This window comes from Pseudomonas sp. FW305-25, from assembly GCF_017351415.1.
GTDB classification, from domain to species: domain Bacteria; phylum Pseudomonadota; class Gammaproteobacteria; order Pseudomonadales; family Pseudomonadaceae; genus Aquipseudomonas; species Aquipseudomonas chlororaphis.
Window position 1 is genome coordinate 33562 of sequence record NZ_JACNDE010000014.1, and the last position, 18727, is coordinate 52288.

Below are 18727 nucleotides of genomic sequence, written 5' to 3' on the forward strand. Positions count from 1 at the left end.
CCGCCCTCCCCTTGAACCCCTTCCGATCAAGGCGCATCTTTATTACTTGTCGCTAAAACAAGAATAAGGAACCGTCATGTTCGATATCAGCATGTTCCCCCAAGCCGATGCCGTCCGCCGGGCCGCACAATTGAGTCAGGATGACTACCAGCGGCTGTACCGCGAATCCATCGAGCACCCCAGTACCTTCTGGGCTGAACAGGCCACCCGCTTTCTCGACTGGAGCGCTCCCTGGCAAACCGTGCAGCGCTATGACCTGAAAACCGGCGCCGCCAGCTGGTTCGTCGGCGGCCAGTTGAACGTCAGCTACAACTGCATCGACCGCCATCTGGAAAAACGCGGCGATCAGGTAGCAATCATCTGGGAAGGCGACGACCCTGCCGAGTCGCTGCAAATCACCTACAAGAAACTCCATCACTACGTCTGCCGCCTGGCCAACGTCCTGAAAAGCCGCGGCGTGAAAAAAGGCGACCGGGTATGCATCTACATGCCGATGATCCCCGAGGCGGCCTACGCCATGCTCGCCTGCACCCGTATCGGTGCGGTGCACTCGGTGGTCTTTGGCGGATTTTCCCCGGACGCGTTGCGCGACCGCATTCTCGACGCCGACTGCCGCACCGTGATCACCGCTGACGAAGGGGTGCGCGGCGGCAAGTTCATACCCTTGAAAAACAACGTCGACAAGGCCCTGCAAAGCTGCCCGAACGTCAGCACTGTGGTGGTGGTCGAGCGCACCCAGAACCCGGTGAACTGGGTCGAAGGCCGCGACCTCTGGTATCACCAGGCCCTGCGCGACGTCGAAGACGACTGCCCGCCGCAACCGATGGACGCCGAAGACCCGCTGTTCATCCTCTACACCTCCGGCAGCACTGGTAAACCCAAAGGAGTGCTGCACACCACCGGCGGCTACTTGCTGCAAGCGGCGATGACCTTCAAATACGTACTGGACTACCGCGAAGGCGAAGTCTTCTGGTGCACCGCCGACGTCGGCTGGGTCACCGGCCACAGCTACATCGTCTACGGCCCGCTGGCCAATGGCGCGACCACCCTGATCTTCGAGGGCATGCCCAGTTATCCGAGCAGTTCGCGCTTCTGGGAGGTCATCGACAAGCACCGGGTGAACATCTTCTACACCGCCCCCACCGCATTGCGGGCGCTGATGCGCGAAGGCCCCGAGCCGCTGCAACACACCTCGCGCAGCAGCCTGCGCCTGCTGGGCACTGTCGGCGAGCCGATCAACCCGGAAGCCTGGGAGTGGTATTTCAATAGCGTCGGCGAGCAGCGCTGCCCGATCGTCGACACCTGGTGGCAGACCGAAACCGGCGGCATCATGCTCAGCCCGCTGGTCAGCGCCAGCTACATCAAGCCGGGCTGCGCCACCCGCCCGATGTTCGGCGTGCAACCGGTGCTGCTGGATGAGCACGGCAAGGAAATCAGCGGCGCCGGCAGCGGCATCCTGGCGATCAAGGCCAGTTGGCCGGCACAGATCCGCAGCGTCTACGGCGACCCGCAGCGCATGGTCGAGACCTATTTCAAACCCTACCCGGGCTACTACTTCACCGGCGACGGCGCGCGGCGCGATGAAGACGGCGACTACTGGATCACCGGACGCATCGACGACGTGATCAATGTGTCCGGGCATCGCATCGGGACCGCCGAAGTCGAGAGCGCCCTGGTCCTGCACGACAGCATCGCCGAGGCTGCGGTGGTCGGCTATCCCCACGACCTCAAGGGCCAGGGCATCTATGCCTTTGTCACCCCGATGAACGGCGTCGAGCCCAGCGAAGAACTGAAAAAGGAACTGTTGAGCCTGGTCAGTCGCGAGATCGGCAGTTTCGCCAAGCCGGAACTGATCCAGTGGGCGCCGGCCTTGCCGAAAACCCGCTCGGGCAAGATCATGCGGCGTATCCTGCGCAAGATCGCCTGCAACGAGCTCGACAGCCTGGGCGATACCTCGACCCTGGCCGACCCGAGCGTGGTCGAGGGCCTGATCGATAAACGCCTGAACCTCTGAGCGGGTCCTCGGGCCTCAACCAAGGAACAGCCAAGCGGTATGGAATTCATTCGCAGTCGTATCGAAACCCAGGTGATGAGCCTGGGTGGCCTGTCGCTGGGCCAGCTCGACCTGGACAACCCCAAGGGCGACCCGGGCCTGTTCGGCCCGGACGCCATCTGCTGGCAGGTGCATGGCGACTTCAGCAGCATGCTGATCGGCGGCATCAGCGCCTTGCTGATGCAGGCCCTGCACCCGCTGGCCCTGGCCGGGGTCTGGGATCACTCGAACTTCCGGGAAGACATGATCGGGCGCCTGCGGCGCACCGCGCAGTTCATTTCCGGCACCACCTTCGGCTCGCGCCAGGATGCCGAATGGCTGATCGACAAGGTGCGCACCATTCACCTGCAAATCGTCGGCTATGCACCAGACGGTCGACCATACGCCGCCAGCGATCCGCAACTGCTGACCTGGGTGCATGTGGCCGAAGTCAGCAGCTTTCTGGCGGCGCACCTGCGCTATCGCAACCCGCAGCTGCCACCTGCCGACCAGGACCGTTACTACGAGGAAGTCGCGCTGATCGCCGAGCGTCTTGGCGCCACTGATGTGCCGCGCTCGCGTCGGGCCGTGGCGGATTACCTGGCACGGATGCGCCCCCAGTTGCTCTGCGATGAACGCAGCCGCGAGGTGCTGCGTTTGCTCTTGGCGGCACCTGCCCCCAGCCGCCTGGCCAAGCCATTTGGCTCGTTGATGATGCAGGCCGGCATCGATCTGCTGCCCGACTGGGCCAGCGACATGCTCGGCGTCAACCAGGGTCTGCTGCAACGCCAGCTGATCCGCACCAGCGTCAACCGCAGTGCGCCGATGCTGCGCTGGGCGGTACGCAACGGCTCGATACATCGCGCACGCCGGCGCATGGGCCTGTAATACCCGACCGGGCGAACAGAACGCGACCCACCGGTTCGCGATTGGCGACGTCGCGACCTTCTATGCAACCATGATTTTCCAAGTTCTCGCGCACCGGTCACCTGCCAATGGCCGCCGACCGATGCCGCCAATAACGATGAGGATTCGCGCCATGCAAGACGTCGTAATCGTTGCCGCCACCCGCACCGCGGTCGGCAGTTTCCAGGGTTCGCTGGCGAACATTCCCGCGGTCGATCTGGGGGCCGCGGTGATCCGCCAGCTGCTAGCCCAGACCGGCCTGGACGGCGCCCAGGTCGATGAAGTGATCATGGGCCAGGTGCTCACCGCCGGCGCCGGGCAGAACCCCGCGCGCCAGGCCGCGATCAAGGCCGGCCTGCCCCACGCGGTGCCGGCGCTGACCCTGAACAAGGTCTGCGGCTCCGGCCTCAAGGCCCTGCACCTGGGCGCCCAGGCGATCCGCTGCGGCGACGCCGAGGTGATCATCGCCGGCGGCCAGGAGAACATGAGCCTGGCCAATTACGTGCTGCCCGGTGCCCGCACCGGCCTGCGCATGGGCCACAGCCAGATGATCGACACCATGATCAGCGACGGCCTGTGGGACGCCTTCAACGACTACCACATGGGCATCACCGCCGAGAACCTGGTGGACAAATACGCCATCAGCCGCGAAGCCCAGGACGCCTTTGCCGCCGCCTCGCAGCAGAAGGCCGTGGCCGCCATCGAGGGCGGACGTTTCGTCGATGAGATCACCCCGATCCTGATTCCCCAGCGCAAGGGCGAGCCCGTGGCCTTCGCCACCGACGAGCAGCCGCGCGCCGGCACCACCGCCGAATCCCTGGGCAAGCTCAAGCCAGCCTTCAAGAAAGACGGCACGGTCACCGCCGGCAACGCCTCGTCGCTGAACGACGGCGCCGCCGCGGTGATCCTGATGAGCGCCGCCAAGGCCCGGGCCCTGGGCCTGCCGGTGCTGGCGAAGATCGCCGCCTACGCCAACGCCGGGGTCGACCCGGCGATCATGGGCATCGGCCCGGTGTCGGCCACCCGCCGCTGCCTGGACAAGGCCGGCTGGTCCCTGGAGCAACTGGACCTGATCGAAGCCAACGAAGCCTTCGCCGCCCAGGCGCTGTCGGTGGGCAAGGAACTGGGCTGGGATGCGAGCAAGGTCAACGTCAACGGCGGCGCCATCGCCCTCGGCCACCCGATCGGTGCCTCGGGCTGCCGGGTGCTGGTGACCCTGCTGCACGAGATGCTCAAGCGCGACGCCAAGAAAGGCCTGGCCACCCTGTGCATCGGTGGCGGACAGGGCGTGGCGCTGGCCATCGAACGCTGATCACAATCCCCTTGTAGGAGCGGCCGGTCGACGCTCGATTGCTCGCGATGGACCTCAACGGTAACGCGGTCTGCCTGGTGCATCGCGGTGTTGCGGCCGATCTTTCGCGAGCAAGCTCGCTCCTACACAGAGGACAAAACGAAACTGGTAAACTGCCCCGCCCAATCATCCGCAAGGCGCTCGCATGTCTTCCTTGAATCAGGCGCTGCGCGCCGCCCTCGATCATCGCCAGGACCTGCTCGTCGAGCTGCATCAGCAAGGCACCGACTGCTATCGGCTGTTCCATGGTAGCCAGGAAGGTGCCGGGGGCCTGACCATCGATCGTTACGGCCCGCAACTGCTGGTGCAAAGCTTTCACCAGACGCTGGAACGCGATGCCTTGCTGCAATTGCACGAGACCGTCCAGCAGCAACTGGGCCTGGACACCCTGCTGGTCTACAACGACCGCTCCCGGGGCAACTCACGCATCGACCGCGAGGACTCGGTTTACCGCGCCGAAGAAGAGGCGCTCAAAGACCTGGTCGGCCACGAATGGGGCTTGAACTACCGGGTACGCGGTCGCCATGCCGGCCAGGACCCGCTGCTGTTTCTCGACCTGCGCAACGCCCGTGGCTGGGTCAAGGCCCACAGCGCCGGCAAGAGCGTGCTGAACCTGTTCGCCTATACCTGTGGCGTCGGCCTGAGTGCCGCGGCAGGCGGTGCCCGCGAGGTGTGCAACCTGGACTTCGCCGAGGGCAACCTGGCCGTCGGCCGCGAGAACGGCCAACTCAATCCGCAATTGCCGGCCATGCAGTTCGTGCAATCGGATTACTTCCCGGCGATCCGGCAACTGGCCGGCCTGCCCATCAGCCAGCGCCGTGGACAAAAGCTGCCCAGCTACCCACGCCTGGAACAACGCCAGTACGACCTGGTGCTGCTCGACCCGCCGGCCTGGGCCAAGAGTGCATTCGGCACCGTCGACCTGCTGCGCGACTATCAGAGTCTGCTCAAGCCTGCCCTGCTGGCCACCGCCGACAATGGCGTGCTGATCTGCTGCAACAACCTGGCGAAAGTCACGCTGGATGACTGGCGCGAACAGGTGCTGCGCTGTGCCGAAAAAGCCGGTCGCCCGGTACGCGAATGGCAGGTGCTGACACCCGCTCGCGACTTCCCGTCCATGGACCAGCAACCGCCGCTCAAGACCCTGATCCTGCATCTGTGATCTGTTGCGAGGAATCTGAACAATCCTGTTTGCGACCGTCATGGGATTGTTTCGGAACCGGAAACGCATGCCATACTCCAACGCACTTCCGATTCAGATAGATGAAGCCTCGCATGTCCAAAGGATTGATCCGCGCTATCGGCGCCTTGTTGACCGCTCTCGCCCTGTACAGCCTGTTGGGCTTTCTGATTTTGCCGGGCATCGCCTTGCGAGTGGCCAATCAACAGCTGGCCAACTACGCGACGGTACCGGCAAAGATCCAGCGCATCGAACTCAACCCGTTCAGTCTCGAACTGACGCTCTGGGGCCTGAATATCGGTGAGCCGGGCAAGGAGCAGGTGGCCTTCGAACGTCTCTACGCCAACCTGCAACTGGACAGCCTCTGGACCCGCGCGCTGCACCTGGCCGATATCGAACTGGACAAACCCAAGAGCGAGATCCTGTTCGCCAAGGACGGCAAGCTCAACCTGCTGGGCCTGTTCAACCTGCCCACCAGCGAACCCACTCCGGACGACCCCGAAGCCAAGCCGTTCCCCCTGCGTATCGAGCGCATCAAGCTGGCGGGCGGTTATGTGCACTTCCAGGACACGCGGCCCAGCGAGCCCATCGATTTCCTCTACGACAAACTCGATCTCGAGCTGAAGAACCTCAGCACCCTGCCCGATGACAGTGCCGACATGACCCTGGTCGCCGCGGGCCCCGCGGGCGGTCAGATCGATTGGAGCGGCAATTTCAGCCTGACTCCGATCGCCTCCGAAGGCACCCTGAAAGTCACCGACGGCCAGATGAAAGCCTGGTGGCCCTATGTCCGCGACGCACTGCCCCTGGTCCTCGAAGACGGCGTGCTGAACCTCAACACCCGCTACAAGCTGAACCTGTCCAAGGAAACCGAACTGCTGCTCAGCGATGCCTCGATCAGCGTCGCGCCTTTTGCCATCAAAGCCCCGGACGGTCGGCCACTGGCCCGCCTGGAGCGCCTGGACGTCAGTGAGACCACGGTCGACCTGGCCAAGCAGCAAGTGGTGGTCGGCAAGATCCGCAGCCAGAAACTGGAAACCTGGGCCGCCCTGGAGGCCGATGGCCAACTGGACTGGCAGAAACTGTTCGCCAGCCAGCCGGCCAAACCGGCTGCCAAGCCCGCTCCGGCCGCCGCCGATACTCCGCCGGCTCCCGCTCCGGCGCCGAGCAAACCCTGGCAGGTGCTGCTCAAGGACGTGCAACTGCGCAATTACCAGGTGCACCTGGCGGACCGTCAGGCCAAGCCGGCCGTGGCCCTGGAGGTCGGCCCGCTGAACGTCGACGTGCAGAACTTCGACAGCCTCAACCAGTCGCCTTTCAACCTCAAGCTCGACACCGGAGTGGGCAAACAGGGCAAGATCCTCGCCAACGGCGTGGTCAACCTGCAACCGGTGACCGCCAAGCTGGCGGTGCAGACCAAGGACATCGACCTGCGGGTCGCCCAGTCCTACATCAGCCCGTTCATTCGCCTGGAGCTGCGCAGCGGCATGCTCGGCAGCGACCTCGCGGTGGACCTGAAAAACATCGACCCCCTGACATTCAGCGTGACTGGCCGCGCCCAGGTCGACCAGTTGCACACCCTGGACACCCTGAAAACCCGCGATTTCGTGAAATGGCAGCAACTGGTGCTCGAAGGCCTGAACTATCAGCACGGCGACAGCCTGACGATCAACAAGGTCAACCTGATGCAGCCCTATGCGCGCTTCATGATCAACGATGACCGCACCACCAACATCGATGACCTGCTGATCCCGCAACCGGCCGACAGCGCGCCGAAAGGCGCAGCCAAGCCGGCCGCCAAGGAAAAACCCCTCGGCATCCATATCGGCCAGATCGCCATCAACGACGGTTCGGCCAACTTCGCCGACTTCAGCCTGACCCCCAACTTCGCCACGGCCGTCCAGCAACTCAATGGCCAGATCGGCACCATCGACAGCCGCCAGGCAAAACCGGCCAGCGTCGATATCAAGGGCAAGGTCGACCGTTATGCGCCGGTCACCATCAAGGGCAGCGTGAACCCCTTCGACCCAATGGCCGCACTGGACATCGCCACCAGCTTCAAACGCGTCGAACTGACCAACCTGACCCCCTACTCCGGCAAGTTCGCCGGCTACCGCATCCGCAAGGGCCGGCTCAACCTCGACCTGCACTACGTCATCACCAACGGCCAGCTCAAGGCCGAAAACAAAGTGGTGGTCGAACAACTGGAGCTGGGGGAAAAAGTCGACAGCCCGGATGCCGTGAGCCTGCCACTGAAACTGGCGGTCGCCTTGCTCAAGGATGTCGACGGCAAGATCTCCATCGAACTGCCGGTGACGGGCGATCTGAACAACCCGCAGTTCAGCGTCATGCCGATTGTCTGGCAGACCCTGCGCAACCTGATCGTCAAGGCTGCCGCGGCACCGTTCAAACTGATTGGCGGGCTGGTCGCGGGTGGCGGTTCGGAAGACTTGGGCAGTGTCTCGTTCGCCCCGGGCTCGAGTGACTTGAGCCCGGAATCGGAAGCAACGCTGGTCAAGCTGTCCAATGCGCTCAAGGAACGTCCGGCCCTGCGCCTGGAGATCGAAGGCACCGCCGCGCAGAGCAGCGATGGCCCGCTGATCGCCGAGCAACGCCTGGAGCGAGAATACCAGTACAACTACTACAAGATGCTCCAGCGTCGCGGCGACAAGGTGCCGGCCCAGGCGTCGCTGCTGGAAGTACCGGAGAAAGAGAAAGCCCCGCTGCTGGAAGGCATCTATCGCACACGCCTCAAAACCCAGCCACCGGCCGAATGGAAGGACCTGGGCAAGGAAGAGCGCACCGCGAAAATGCGTGAAGGCGTGATCAAGTTCTGGAGTGGCAGCGATGTGCTGTTGCGCCAGTTGGGCCAGGAACGGGCCAGCAGCATCAAGGACTTCCTGGTGGACAAGGGCCAGCTGGCGGACGACCGGGTCTACTTCATCGATGCCAACCTTGGCCAGGCCGAAAGCGATGGTCGGGTCATTACCCCCATGCACCTGGACGCCGAATAATCCCCCTCCCCGCCGCCCCGGAAACGGGTCGGCCCGGCGGTTTCCCCCCGCCATAAACAGAACAGGCCCCGACACACTGTGCCGGGGCCTGTTCTGTTTACAAAAGGAGCCACTTCCCTGTGGCCATTCGCATGAACCTTCAAGGAAGCGGTAGATGAATCCTCTACCGCGTCTTCTCCCTGTCCAGGAAAGAAGCTTGAGGCTTAGTCGGTTTTCAAACCGTCAGCCGATACTGCCTTCACGCCTTTGATGTTCTTGGCGATGTTGACTGCGGTTTCTTTCTGCGCCGCGGTCAGAGCAGTGGTGGAGGACAGGGAAACCACACCCTTGTTGGTTTCGACCTTGATGTCGGTACCAGGAATGCCTTTTTCAGTTACGAGATCCGCTTTGACTTTGGTGGTGATCCAGGTGTCGGAAGTGGCTTCCTTGGCCTTGGTCACTTCACCCGCCGCGAGCACCATTGGCGCCTGAGTAGCTTGAGTGGTCTGGGCAAATGCGACGTTAGCCATGGTCAGGGTCAGAGCGGTAGCAGTTGCAGCAGCGATAGCGAACTTCTTCATACGAGTAACTCCTGTTCTTCTGGAAAACCTGCTCCAAGTCCTGGCAGCAGGGTTACTTAAGTAGATTGCAGGCGTTATGCCAAGTTCAGAAAAACAATAAAACCCTTAAATATCAATGAATTACAAAACCATCCAAACACTCGCGGTCATGCAAAATGCATGACCGGCGAATAATCTGCATGCAAGTTGCACTTCCCAGGCGAGCTAACTTCCTGAATTCTCGATACTTTCCCCAAAGGCGCGCTCGCGCGTGGCGTTTCACGCGCCGAGCAAGCGAGAACCGGGCTCAGCTGCCGCTGGCGGTGCAGCCTTTGGGGGAATAGTCCGCGGGGACAGTGGTGGTGCAGACCCAGCCATCGGCCGTGGTGCGGGTCAGGGTGACGGTCTTGTTCAGCACCGGTGCCGGTGCATTGAGGATGGTGCAGCCGATTGTTCCCGCTCCGGTCGAGGCGGAACCCGCAGCGGTCATGGTGCAGTTCGACGTCGCCGCCTTGCCCCCCACCAGCTCCAGGGTCGGATCGCTGCCCTGGTTCAGCACGTCCTCGAAGTTGACCTTCAGCGCCGAGGCTTCGGCCAACGCCGCGGTGACCTTGGCCCGCGCCTGGTATTTGGAATACAGCGGCATGGCAAAGGTGGCCAGGATGCCGATGATCGCCACGACGACCAACAGCTCGATCAAGGTAAAACCTTTCTGATACTTCATCTATCTGCTCCAAGCAGGGGATATCCAGGGGTCTGGGCATTCACCACACAGCCATAGCACAGCCTGTGCCAGCGCCTGCGCCCCGGCTGAACGGGGCTTTAGTGGCGCGGAGCTGCGGCAGTGAGCGCCAGAAGTCGCACTATCTGACACTTTTTGTCAGCCAAGTGCCCTGGGCCGGTCGTCGTGACGGGCTACGCTGTCATTCGATCATCGATTGCATTCACTGCCCGCCCCATCCAAGGAACGTATCGGGCCATTCAAACTCTATGAGCCGGACGCCGCGCGCCGCGCAGCGGTCCACTCGCTAACGCACAGGGCACTGCCGGCCCTGAGGACATCCATCACAACCCGGGACTCGACACCATGGCGGTCAAAGCAGCAAGAGTCAGTGTTTACCTGTGGGAAGGCACCGACAGGCAAGGCAGCAAACTGCGCGGCGAATTGAGCGGCCATACCCCCTCGCTGATCAGGGCCCAGTTGCGCAAGCAAGGCATCAACCCGGCCAGGGTCAGGAAGAAACCCAGCTCGCTGTTGCAGCGCACGCCCCCGATCAAGGCCCGCGACATCAGCCTGTTCACCCGACAACTGGCGACCCTGATCAAGGCCGGCGTGCCACTGCTGCAATCGTTCGACATCATTGCCGAGGGCTTCGACAACCCGAACATGCGCAAACTGATGGGCGAGCTGAAACAGGACATCGCCGCCGGCAGCAGCTTCACCAGCGCACTGCGCAAGAGGCCGCGGTACTTCGACGAGCTGTACTGCAGCCTGGTGGATGCCGGCGAACAGGCCGGGGCCCTGGAAACCCTGCTGGAGCGGGTGGCGACCTACAAGGAAAAAAGCGAAAACCTCAAGACGCGGATCCGCAAGGCCATGACTTATCCCCTGGCGGTGATCTGCGTGGCGCTGGTGGTCACGGGGATCCTGCTGGTCAAGGTGGTGCCGCAATTCCAGTCGATGTTCCAGGGCTTCGGCGCGCAATTGCCCATGTTCACGCAACTGGTCATCGCCCTCTCGGAATTCGTGCAGCACTGGTGGTGGCTGCTGGCGGGCGCACTGTTGCTCAGTGTGTTCGGCCTGCGCCATGCCCGCCGGCGCTCACCACGCTTTCGCCACTGGCTGGACGTGGGCCTGCTGAAACTGCCGTTGGTAGCGCCACTGATGTACAAGTCCGCGGTGGCCCGCTACGCCCGCACCTTGTCCACCACTTTCGCCGCCGGAGTGCCGCTGGTGGAGGCCCTGGGCTCGGTGGCCGGGGCCACCGGCAACCAGGTGTTCAAGCAAGCGGTGAACCGCATCAGGCAGGACGTGGCGACCGGCATGCAGTTGCATTTTTCCATGCGCGCCTCCGGCATCTTTCCCGGCATGGCCATCCAGATGACCGCCATCGGCGAAGAGTCCGGGGCCCTGGACGGCATGCTGGAAAAGGTCGCGATCCATTATGAGGAAGAGGTCGATACCCTGGTCGACACCCTGAGCAGTCTCATGGAACCCGTGATAATGGTAGTTTTGGGCACCCTCGTCGGCGGCCTGGTGGTCGCCATGTACTTACCCATCTTCCAACTCGGCACAGCGATCTGAACATGTCATTGACTGAGGTCCTGGCCAGCTACCCGCTGGTCTTCGTAGCATCGGTGCTGATCCTGGGCCTGATTATCGGCAGCTTTCTCAATGTGCTGATCTGGCGTCTGCCAAAGATGCTCGAACGCGACTGGCACGCCCAGGCCCGTGACATCCTCGGGCTGCCCGACGAGCCTGCCGGGCCGACCTACAACCTGTTGCTCCCGCACTCCCAGTGCCCGCACTGTGCGCACCCGATCCGCCCCTGGGAAAACATCCCGCTGTTGAGCTACCTGCTGCTGCGCGGACGCTGCTCCGCGTGCCAGGCCCCGATCGGCCGGCGCTACCCGCTGGTGGAGCTGACCTGCGGCCTGGCCTCGGCGTTCGTGGCCTGGCATTTCGGCTTTGGCTGGCAGGCCGGCTTGATGCTGTTCCTGAGCTGGGGCCTGTTGGCGATGAGCCTGATCGATGCCGATCATCAACTGTTGCCCGACGTGCTGGTGCTGCCCCTGTTGTGGCTGGGCCTGATCGTCAATGGCTTCAACCTGTTCGTCAGCCTCCACGATGCGCTGTGGGGCACCGTGGCCGGCTATCTGTGCCTGTGGTCGGTGTACTGGTTGTTCAAGCTGCTGACCGGCAAGGAAGGCATGGGGCACGGCGATTTCAAGCTGTTGGCCATGTTCGGCGCCTGGGGCGGCTGGCAGATTCTGCCGATGACCCTGCTGCTGGCCTCACTGACCGGAGCCCTGGCCGGGATCGCCATGCTGCGCCGCAACCGCGCGCAAATGTCCACGCCTATCCCTTTCGGTCCCTTTCTGGCCATTGCCGGCTGGATTGCCTTGCTCTGGGGTGGTCAAATAACCGACTCCTATTTGCAGTTTGTCGGTTTCAGATGACCAAGCCTGTTTTCAAACCCTGGATCCTCGGCCTTACCGGCGGTATCGGCAGTGGCAAAAGTGCCGCGGCCCAGCACTTCATCGACCTGGGCATCCATGTGGTGGATGCCGACCACGCCGCCCGCTGGGTGGTGGAGCCCGGCCGCCCGGCCCTGGCCCGCATTGCCGAACATTTCGGCGACAGCGTGCTGCAGGCCGATGGCCAGCTGGACCGCGCCGCGCTGCGTAAGCTGATCTTCGAGGTGCCGCAACAACGTCTCTGGCTGGAAGCCTTGCTGCATCCGTTGATTGCCGATGAAATCGCCGCCCACCTGGCCCGTGCCGAGTCGCCCTACGCGATTCTGGTGTCACCGCTGTTGATCGAGTCCGGGCAGTACGCGATGACCCAGCGGATCCTGGTGATCGATGTGCCGCAACAGCTGCAGATCGAGCGGACCCTGCAACGCGACCGGATCAGCGAACAGCAGATCCAGGCGATTCTCAAGGCCCAGGCGACCCGCGAAGACCGCCTGAGCCATGCCGACGATGTGCTGGTCAACGACCGCGACCTCGCCTGGCTGCACAGCGAGGTCGAACGCCTGCATCACTTTTACCTTACCTTGCGTGGAGGCCAGTCATGAGCCAACCCCTGACCGTGGAATGTCCAACCTGCGGTGCGCCCGTGGAATGGACCGCGAGCAACGTCAACCGTCCGTTCTGCTCGGACCGCTGCAAACTGATCGACCTCGGTGCCTGGGCTGCCGAAGAACACAAGATTCCGGTCAGCCCGGATGCCGAGGACGATCTGTTTTCCGACGATCTGCCGCCTCGCGCCCACTGAAGCCTCAAGGCCGCATGAAAGCGTAATCCTGCGTATCGTCGAGGTTCTCCGCGAGAAACTGCAACTCGTCGGCCAGATCCTCGCCGCTGCGCACCCGCCGACTCTCCTGCACCACCGCGCTGAGCAGGGCGCGCAGGCTCAAGCCCGGTTCGAAACCCTCTTGCTGCGCAGTATCCAGACTCTTGCGTACTTCCTGCCGCGCCCATTCATACACACTCATGACCCTGCTCCCGAACGGTTTTTACCGAGCATGGGACCGCGCCTGCCGAACGTGTTTGATATGGATCAAGAACGCGGATCGTCATCCTTCCACGGTGCCGACAGGTAACGGGTGCGGTTGAAGGTTTCCAGCCATTCGGGGCAGAACACCACCAGGGCGCTGACCACCATGCCGTTGATGAAGGCCTCGGGAAAGATGATCAGCCACAGGTAGCCGATGAAGTCTTCCAGCCATTCCGGCATGGCAAAACGCCCGTCGAACCACAGCAACCCCAGGCCAACCAACAGGCACAGCAAGGCCGACAGGGCGGCGGCAAAAAAACCGGAACAGAAGATATACACGAAGGGATTACGCGGCTGCGCGCGCTCCACCAGGATCGCGCAACATTCGGTGACCAGTACCGGCAGCAGGATCAGCAAGGCGCCGTTGATGCCGACCGCCGCCAGGTCCTGGCGACCCAGCGCGACCAGGCCCACCTGGGCAATCAGCCCGCCGACGATCGCCAGCGGCCAGTCCAGCAACAGGGTCACGGCCGTCATGCCGATGAAGTGATAGGACACCCCGGTATCGAAATCCCGGCGCACCAGCCACAACATGAACAACGCGAACACCGTACCGAACAGCAGATGCTGACGCCGGCTGTCGCTGAACAGCTCGACCCAGGGCGCGCGCCAGGCGGCCCAGACCAGCACTGGCACATAGATCAGCCAGCCGGCACCGAGAGTGAGCGGCGACAGCAGCGCGGCACTGATCATGGTTGCGCCTGCTCCAGCGCTGCACGCAGTTCGGCGGCCGTGCCGTACTCCCGTTGAGCCGCCAGCCGGCCATCGTCGAGCTGCAGCCACAGGACTTTATCCACAGCCCCGGCGTAGCGCGGCGCCACCCGCCCGTCACGGTCGAGCATGACCCGGTAGCCATAATCACGCATCGCCGGCACCGCGAACATCCTGGCGATCACCGCCGGCATGCGCTGGATGTCCGCGACGAATACCGTGTGCCGGGCCTCCAGATAACCCGCGGGACGATCCTGCAAGGCGGCGTTTACCAGCTTGGCGCCATCCATGCTGCGCGCCACCAGCAGCGTCCGTGCCTGCCCGTCGAGGCTATAGGCCTGGTCGAATTGATCGAGCAAGGTCCAGGGCGCCAGACGCTCACCAACCTCCACCGCGTGCGCCAGCAATGGCATGCAACCCAGCAACAGCAATGACCAATACTTCACAGCTTCTTCCCCTTCCTTCGGTTAGTTCGCAGCGTCCAGTCTACACCGCCAGAGCGCCTCGCCCGAGGGCCGCGCCAGCCATCAAGAACCCCGCAATCATGGGCGAAAGGGAATAAACCGCCACCGGTTGGACAAGAGTCGACCCCTGAACAACACTCCATTTATCCGTCACGCCCTCGCTCACGAATGAGCCAACTTCGTGACACTCGCCCAGGCTTCCGTTCGTCCTGGATGCGAAAAACCGTCAAAAAACCGATGCATAATGCAAAAAAAGGATTAATCTGCCAGAATTAGTCAATTCATTGACCATCAAAGCAGAAAAATAGTATTGTTTGGCCATCATAGGCCGCCAAAAAACAGACTTTTTTGCAGTAAGCCTTAGTTTTTTCAGCCTGCCTCTGTAGTGGCTTTACCCTTAACAGAGCTGGGTTCTTACCTGGCAACGACGGGATTCGATGCTTACGAAATCGATTGATAGCAGGTTCCTGACCCGAACCGGATTCATGGAACTCTTCATTTCGGGGGTAAAACTGACGCACGCCCTGTCCGCCGCCCTGCCTGGAATCCTGCTGCTCCTGAGTCTTGAATCCGCCAGTGCGGATATCTGGCCAACCGTACTTGGCCTGCTGCTGTTCTTTGCCGTCATCACCGTCATCCTGTTCCAGGCCCAGGGGGTCTACTCCGAAGAGTTCTTCAGCAATCGCCTGCGTCTGCGCACGATGCTGGTGGCCTGGACCTCCGCCTTCTGCATCCTGCTGGTCATGTACCTGGGGCTGCACCTGCTGCCGGTCTTCAGCCTGCGGGACCTGGCTGTCTGGTTCATCGCCAGTCTCGTGCTGTTTGGCATCGAGCGTCTGTTTCTGCTGCGCCTGTTCCATTCGTGGATGGCCAGGGGCAAATACCTGCAACGCACGGTGATCCTCGGTTTCAGCGAGAGCGCGCTGTTCCTTGCCGAACACATGCAGCGCCACGGCGATATCCGCTCCGGCCTGATCGGTTTCATCGACGATCGCAGCGACCGCGTGCCCAAGGCCTTCTGCGACCTGCCCTTTCTGGGCAACACCCAGAACCTGGAAGAGCTGATCCGTTCCGAGCAGGTCAATCAGGTCCTGATCGCCCTGCCCTGGGCCGCGCACGCGCGCATCGGCGAACTGGTGCAACGGCTGCGGCAGTTGTCGGTGAATGTCGCCCTGGTGCCCGACATCACCACCCTGCGCTTTGGCCACAACCGCATGACCGATGTCGGCGGCATCCTGATGTTCAACACTTCCGAGCTGCCATTGCGCGGCTGGGCGCCGCTGATCAAACGCTGCGAGGACATCCTGCTCGCCCTGCTGGGCCTGGTCCTGTTGTCCCCAGTGCTGCTGGCCACTGCCGTGGCGGTGAAACTCGATTCCAAGGGCCCCGTGCTCTTCCGGCAAAAGCGCTACGGCTACAACGACCGGCTGATCCGCGTGTTCAAGTTTCGCTCGATGTATGTCGAGCAGGCGGACCTCAATGCCGAACGGCAGACCACCCGGGAAGACCCGCGGATCACCCGGGTCGGACGCTTCATTCGCAAGACCAGCATCGATGAGCTGCCCCAGCTGTTCAACGTGCTGATGGGCAACATGTCGATTGTCGGGCCTCGCCCACACGCCACCGCCACCAAGGCGGCGGGAGTGCCGTTCGAACAGGCGGTGCGCGAATACAGCTCGCGCCATCGGGTCAAGCCCGGGATCACCGGCTGGGCGCAGATCAATGGCTACCGGGGAGAAACCGACACCCTGCAGAAAATCCAGAAACGAGTGGAGTACGACCTCGATTACATCTCCAAGTGGTCGGTCTGGCTGGATCTGTACATCGTTTTCATGACGGTTCCGGCCGTCCTCTCGACGAAGGAAGTCTACTGATGAGCGCATTCACTGGATTGATCCCCTGCATTATTTCCGGCGGCTCCGGCTCGCGCCTGTGGCCAGTCTCTCGGCAGAACATGCCCAAGCCATTCATACGCATGCGCGATGGGCAGAGCCTGCTGCAAAAGACCTTCGTCCGCGCCAGCAGCCTGGCGGACGTCAGCTGCGTGGTCACGGTGACCAACCGCGAGCTGCTGTTCCGCTCGCTGGACGAGTACCGCAACGTCAATCAGGGCAAGCTGGGCCTCGACCTGCTGCTCGAGCCGTTCGGGCGCAACACCGCCGTGGCCATCGCCGTGGCGGCCCTGCATGTGCGCGAGTACTGGGGCGACGAGGCGCAGTTGCTGATCCTTCCGGCCGACCACCTGATCCTCGACCAGGATGCCTTCGCCGCAGCCGTGGGCAAGGCGCGCAGCCTCGCCGAAGCAGGTTATCTGGCGACCTTCGGCATTCAGCCCGACAAACCCGAGACCGGTTTTGGCTACATCGAACAGGGCCCTGCGCTGAAGGAAGGTTTCCAGGTCGCGCGCTTCGTCGAGAAACCCAACCTGGCCACCGCCCAGGCCTACGTCGACAGCGGCAACTACTTGTGGAACGCCGGGATGTTCTGCTTCCGCGCCGATACCCTGCTGCAAGAGCTGACCCTGCATGCTCCCGAGGTGCTGAGCGCCGCCCAGGCCTGCCTGGAACAAGGCATGACCCTGGACAACAAGCATTGCCGCCAGCGTGAACTCGACGCCGACAGCCTGGCCCGCGCCCCGGACGTTTCGATCGACGTGGCCCTGATGGAGCGCTCCGAGCGGGTCGCCGTGGTGCCCTGCGACCTCGGCTGGAGCGACATCGGCTCCTGGGATGCGCTGCGCCAGCTGACCCCGAGCGACGCCGCCGGCAACCAGGTCAACGGCGAAGCCATCCTGCATGACGTGCGCAATTGCTATATCGACTCGCCCAAGCGGGTTCTTGGGGCCGTCGGCGTCAGTGACCTGATCATCGTCGACACCCCCGACGCGCTGCTGGTGGCCGATGCCTCGCGGACCCAGGACGTGCGCCATATCGTCACCGAACTCAAGCGCCTCGGCCACAGCGCCTACAGCCTGCACCGCACGGTCACCCGGCCTTGGGGGACCTACACCGTGCTGGAGGAAAGCAGCCGCTTCAAGATCAAGCGCATCATGGTCAAGCCCAAGGAATCGCTGTCGCTGCAGATGCATCATCACCGCAGCGAGCACTGGATCGTGGTCAGCGGCGCCGCCCTGATCACCAATGGCGACCTGGAGGTCCTGCTTAACAGCAACGAATCCACCTATATCCCCGCCGGCCATAAACACCGCCTGAGCAACCCCGGGATCATCGACCTGGTGATGATCGAAGTGCAAAGCGGCGAGTACCTGGGCGAAGACGACATCGTGCGTTTCGAAGACGTCTACGGCCGTGCCCCGGTGCAGGTAAAACCATGATGAAGGTGGCGCTGATCATTCCTGCCCGCAACGCCGCACCGCACCTCGAGCGGTTGCTCCCGGCGCTCGCCGCGCAGACGCTGCAACCGGACACGGTGCTGGTGGTCGACAGCAGCTCGACGGACGACACCGTCAGCCGCTTCCGGCAGTTCGGTGCCCGGGTGGAGGTCATCGCCGCCCAGCAGTTCAACCATGGCGGCACCCGCCGCTGGGCGAGCGAGCAGGTGGATGCCGATGCGCTGATCCTGCTGACCCAGGATGCGATTCCAGCCACGCCCCAGACCTTCGCCAACCTGATCCAGGAGCTAGAGGAGGATCCACGGATCGGCCTCGCCTACGGTCGTCAGCTGCCGCACCCCGGGGCCGGGATTCTCGAGGCGCAGTCGCGCCACTTCAACTACAGCCCCCAGAGCCGCAGCAAAAGCCTGGCCGACGCCGGGGAGCTGGGGATCAAGACCTGCTTCAGTTCGGACTCGTTTTCCGTCTACCGGCGCAGCGCCCTGCAAGCGGTGGGTGGCTTTCCCGAGGATGTCATCGGCAGCGAGGACGCCCACGTCGCGGCGCGCATGCTGCTCAACGGTTATCTGGTGCGCTACGCCGCCAGTGCGTGCGTGCAGCATTCCCACAGCTACAGTCTGATGCAGGAGTTCCGCCGTTATTTCGATATCGGCGTGTTTTATGGCCGCGAGCCCTGGATCCGCGAAGCCTTCGGCACCGCGGGCGGAGAAGGCAAGCGTTACGTCCAGGCCGAGTTGCGCGCCTTGCGTGACGCCGGCCAGTTGCAACGCGTACCGGAAGTGCTGCTACGCAGCGCGCTGAAGCTGTTGGGCTATCGCCTCGGCCACGCCGAACAGCATCTGCCGACACCGCTCAAGCGTCGCTTGAGCATGTTCTCAAACTACTGGACCTGAGCT

The 18727-nt window shown here is 63.0% G+C and carries 17 protein-coding genes; 12 read left to right on the top strand and 5 right to left on the bottom strand.

Annotated features, from left to right (window positions below; translation table 11 throughout):
- Positions 1-76: 76 nt before the first annotated feature.
- From acs to J4E58_RS15455, 5 genes are all read left to right on the top strand, one after another.
- The gene (acs, locus tag J4E58_RS15435) at positions 77-2014 is read left to right on the top strand and encodes an acetate--CoA ligase (protein WP_087091973.1); all 1938 of its coding nucleotides are present in this window, start codon (positions 77-79) and stop codon (positions 2012-2014) included.
- A 39-nt stretch (positions 2015-2053) separates the two neighbouring features.
- On the top strand, positions 2054-2920 hold the full coding sequence (locus tag J4E58_RS15440) for an oxygenase MpaB family protein (protein WP_087091972.1): 867 nt from the start codon (positions 2054-2056) through the stop codon (positions 2918-2920).
- A gap of 151 nt (positions 2921-3071) precedes the next feature.
- Complete coding sequence (locus J4E58_RS15445; protein WP_009043190.1) at positions 3072-4250, top strand: acetyl-CoA C-acetyltransferase; 1179 nt, start codon at positions 3072-3074, stop codon at positions 4248-4250.
- Positions 4251-4434: 184 nt separating this feature from the next.
- The gene (locus J4E58_RS15450) at positions 4435-5451 is read left to right on the top strand and encodes a class I SAM-dependent rRNA methyltransferase (RefSeq protein WP_007924670.1); all 1017 of its coding nucleotides are present in this window, start codon (positions 4435-4437) and stop codon (positions 5449-5451) included.
- A gap of 101 nt (positions 5452-5552) precedes the next feature.
- A complete protein-coding gene (locus J4E58_RS15455; protein WP_087091971.1) occupies positions 5553-8483 on the top strand; it encodes a DUF748 domain-containing protein in 2931 nt (976 codons plus the stop codon).
- A gap of 203 nt (positions 8484-8686) precedes the next feature.
- On the opposite strand, the gene J4E58_RS15460 is transcribed toward J4E58_RS15455, so the two are convergent.
- Together J4E58_RS15460 and J4E58_RS15465 are read right to left on the bottom strand one after the other, a co-directional pair.
- On the bottom strand, positions 8687-9043 hold the full coding sequence (locus J4E58_RS15460; RefSeq protein ID WP_009045666.1) for a BON domain-containing protein: 357 nt from the start codon (positions 9041-9043) through the stop codon (positions 8687-8689).
- A 286-nt stretch (positions 9044-9329) separates the two neighbouring features.
- Positions 9330-9746 carry a pilin gene (locus J4E58_RS15465; RefSeq protein ID WP_007924673.1) on the bottom strand — a complete coding sequence of 139 codons (417 nt, stop codon included), beginning with the start codon at positions 9744-9746 and terminating at the stop codon, positions 9330-9332.
- Positions 9747-10109: 363 nt separating this feature from the next.
- On the opposite strand from J4E58_RS15465, the gene J4E58_RS15470 reads away from it, so the two are divergent.
- The 4 genes from J4E58_RS15470 to yacG are packed head-to-tail and all read left to right on the top strand — an operon-like array spanning position 10110 to position 13022.
- Positions 10110-11327 (top strand): type II secretion system F family protein, encoded by a 1218-nt coding sequence (locus J4E58_RS15470; protein WP_087091970.1) that lies wholly within the window; start codon positions 10110-10112, stop codon positions 11325-11327.
- A gap of 2 nt (positions 11328-11329) precedes the next feature.
- The gene (locus J4E58_RS15475; protein ID WP_087091969.1) at positions 11330-12202 is read left to right on the top strand and encodes an A24 family peptidase; all 873 of its coding nucleotides are present in this window, start codon (positions 11330-11332) and stop codon (positions 12200-12202) included.
- A complete protein-coding gene (gene coaE, locus J4E58_RS15480) occupies positions 12199-12822 on the top strand; it encodes a dephospho-CoA kinase (protein ID WP_009045669.1) in 624 nt (207 codons plus the stop codon). Before J4E58_RS15475 ends, coaE begins: the two co-directional genes overlap by 4 nt.
- Positions 12819-13022 carry a DNA gyrase inhibitor YacG gene (gene yacG / locus J4E58_RS15485; protein ID WP_009045670.1) on the top strand — a complete coding sequence of 68 codons (204 nt, stop codon included), beginning with the start codon at positions 12819-12821 and terminating at the stop codon, positions 13020-13022. The genes coaE and yacG overlap by 4 nt, the downstream gene beginning before the upstream one ends.
- 4 nt (positions 13023-13026) lie before the next feature.
- On the opposite strand, the gene J4E58_RS15490 is transcribed toward yacG, so the two are convergent.
- The 3 genes from J4E58_RS15490 to J4E58_RS15500 form a co-directional block, all read right to left on the bottom strand.
- Complete coding sequence (locus J4E58_RS15490) at positions 13027-13242, bottom strand: hypothetical protein (protein ID WP_007924682.1); 216 nt, start codon at positions 13240-13242, stop codon at positions 13027-13029.
- A gap of 65 nt (positions 13243-13307) precedes the next feature.
- A complete protein-coding gene (locus tag J4E58_RS15495) occupies positions 13308-13997 on the bottom strand; it encodes an energy-coupling factor ABC transporter permease (RefSeq protein ID WP_087091968.1) in 690 nt (229 codons plus the stop codon).
- Entirely contained in the window at positions 13994-14461 is a 468-nt protein-coding gene (locus J4E58_RS15500; RefSeq protein ID WP_087091967.1) for an FAD/FMN-containing dehydrogenase, read from the bottom strand. The genes J4E58_RS15495 and J4E58_RS15500 overlap by 4 nt, the downstream gene beginning before the upstream one ends.
- Positions 14462-14916: 455 nt before the next feature.
- Between J4E58_RS15500 and J4E58_RS15505 the strand changes: the two genes are divergently transcribed.
- Genes J4E58_RS15505 through J4E58_RS15515 form a run of 3 tightly spaced genes read left to right on the top strand, consistent with a single transcriptional unit; the run spans position 14917 to position 18724 of the window.
- Positions 14917-16353 carry an undecaprenyl-phosphate glucose phosphotransferase gene (locus J4E58_RS15505; protein ID WP_053262708.1) on the top strand — a complete coding sequence of 479 codons (1437 nt, stop codon included), beginning with the start codon at positions 14917-14919 and terminating at the stop codon, positions 16351-16353.
- Positions 16353-17813 carry a mannose-1-phosphate guanylyltransferase/mannose-6-phosphate isomerase gene (locus J4E58_RS15510; RefSeq protein WP_087091966.1) on the top strand — a complete coding sequence of 487 codons (1461 nt, stop codon included), beginning with the start codon at positions 16353-16355 and terminating at the stop codon, positions 17811-17813. Before J4E58_RS15505 ends, J4E58_RS15510 begins: the two co-directional genes overlap by 1 nt.
- Positions 17813-18724 carry a glycosyltransferase family 2 protein gene (locus J4E58_RS15515; protein ID WP_172963076.1) on the top strand — a complete coding sequence of 304 codons (912 nt, stop codon included), beginning with the start codon at positions 17813-17815 and terminating at the stop codon, positions 18722-18724. The genes J4E58_RS15510 and J4E58_RS15515 overlap by 1 nt, the downstream gene beginning before the upstream one ends.
- Positions 18725-18727: the final 3 nt, after the last annotated feature.

Excerpts from the sequence above, each read along its gene's own strand:
- J4E58_RS15515 (WP_172963076.1), top strand. The coding sequence starts at position 17,813 with ATGAAGGTGGCGCTGATCATTCCTGCCCGCAACGCCGCACCGCACCTC.
- J4E58_RS15495 (WP_087091968.1), bottom strand. The coding sequence starts at position 13,997 with ATGATCAGTGCCGCGCTGCTGTCGCCGCTCACTCTCGGTGCCGGCTGG.
- J4E58_RS15440 (WP_087091972.1), top strand. The coding sequence starts at position 2,054 with ATGGAATTCATTCGCAGTCGTATCGAAACCCAGGTGATGAGCCTGGGT.
- coaE (WP_009045669.1), top strand. The coding sequence starts at position 12,199 with ATGACCAAGCCTGTTTTCAAACCCTGGATCCTCGGCCTTACCGGCGGT.
- J4E58_RS15475 (WP_087091969.1), top strand. The coding sequence starts at position 11,330 with ATGTCATTGACTGAGGTCCTGGCCAGCTACCCGCTGGTCTTCGTAGCA.
- J4E58_RS15505 (WP_053262708.1), top strand. The coding sequence starts at position 14,917 with ATGCTTACGAAATCGATTGATAGCAGGTTCCTGACCCGAACCGGATTC.
- J4E58_RS15510 (WP_087091966.1), top strand. The coding sequence starts at position 16,353 with ATGAGCGCATTCACTGGATTGATCCCCTGCATTATTTCCGGCGGCTCC.
- J4E58_RS15470 (WP_087091970.1), top strand. The coding sequence starts at position 10,110 with ATGGCGGTCAAAGCAGCAAGAGTCAGTGTTTACCTGTGGGAAGGCACC.
- J4E58_RS15490 (WP_007924682.1), bottom strand. The coding sequence starts at position 13,242 with ATGAGTGTGTATGAATGGGCGCGGCAGGAAGTACGCAAGAGTCTGGAT.
- J4E58_RS15460 (WP_009045666.1), bottom strand. The coding sequence starts at position 9,043 with ATGAAGAAGTTCGCTATCGCTGCTGCAACTGCTACCGCTCTGACCCTG.
- J4E58_RS15450 (WP_007924670.1), top strand. The coding sequence starts at position 4,435 with ATGTCTTCCTTGAATCAGGCGCTGCGCGCCGCCCTCGATCATCGCCAG.
- J4E58_RS15455 (WP_087091971.1), top strand. The coding sequence starts at position 5,553 with ATGAAGCCTCGCATGTCCAAAGGATTGATCCGCGCTATCGGCGCCTTG.
- J4E58_RS15445 (WP_009043190.1), top strand. The coding sequence starts at position 3,072 with ATGCAAGACGTCGTAATCGTTGCCGCCACCCGCACCGCGGTCGGCAGT.
- acs (WP_087091973.1), top strand. The coding sequence starts at position 77 with ATGTTCGATATCAGCATGTTCCCCCAAGCCGATGCCGTCCGCCGGGCC.
- yacG (WP_009045670.1), top strand. The coding sequence starts at position 12,819 with ATGAGCCAACCCCTGACCGTGGAATGTCCAACCTGCGGTGCGCCCGTG.
- J4E58_RS15465 (WP_007924673.1), bottom strand. The coding sequence starts at position 9,746 with ATGAAGTATCAGAAAGGTTTTACCTTGATCGAGCTGTTGGTCGTCGTG.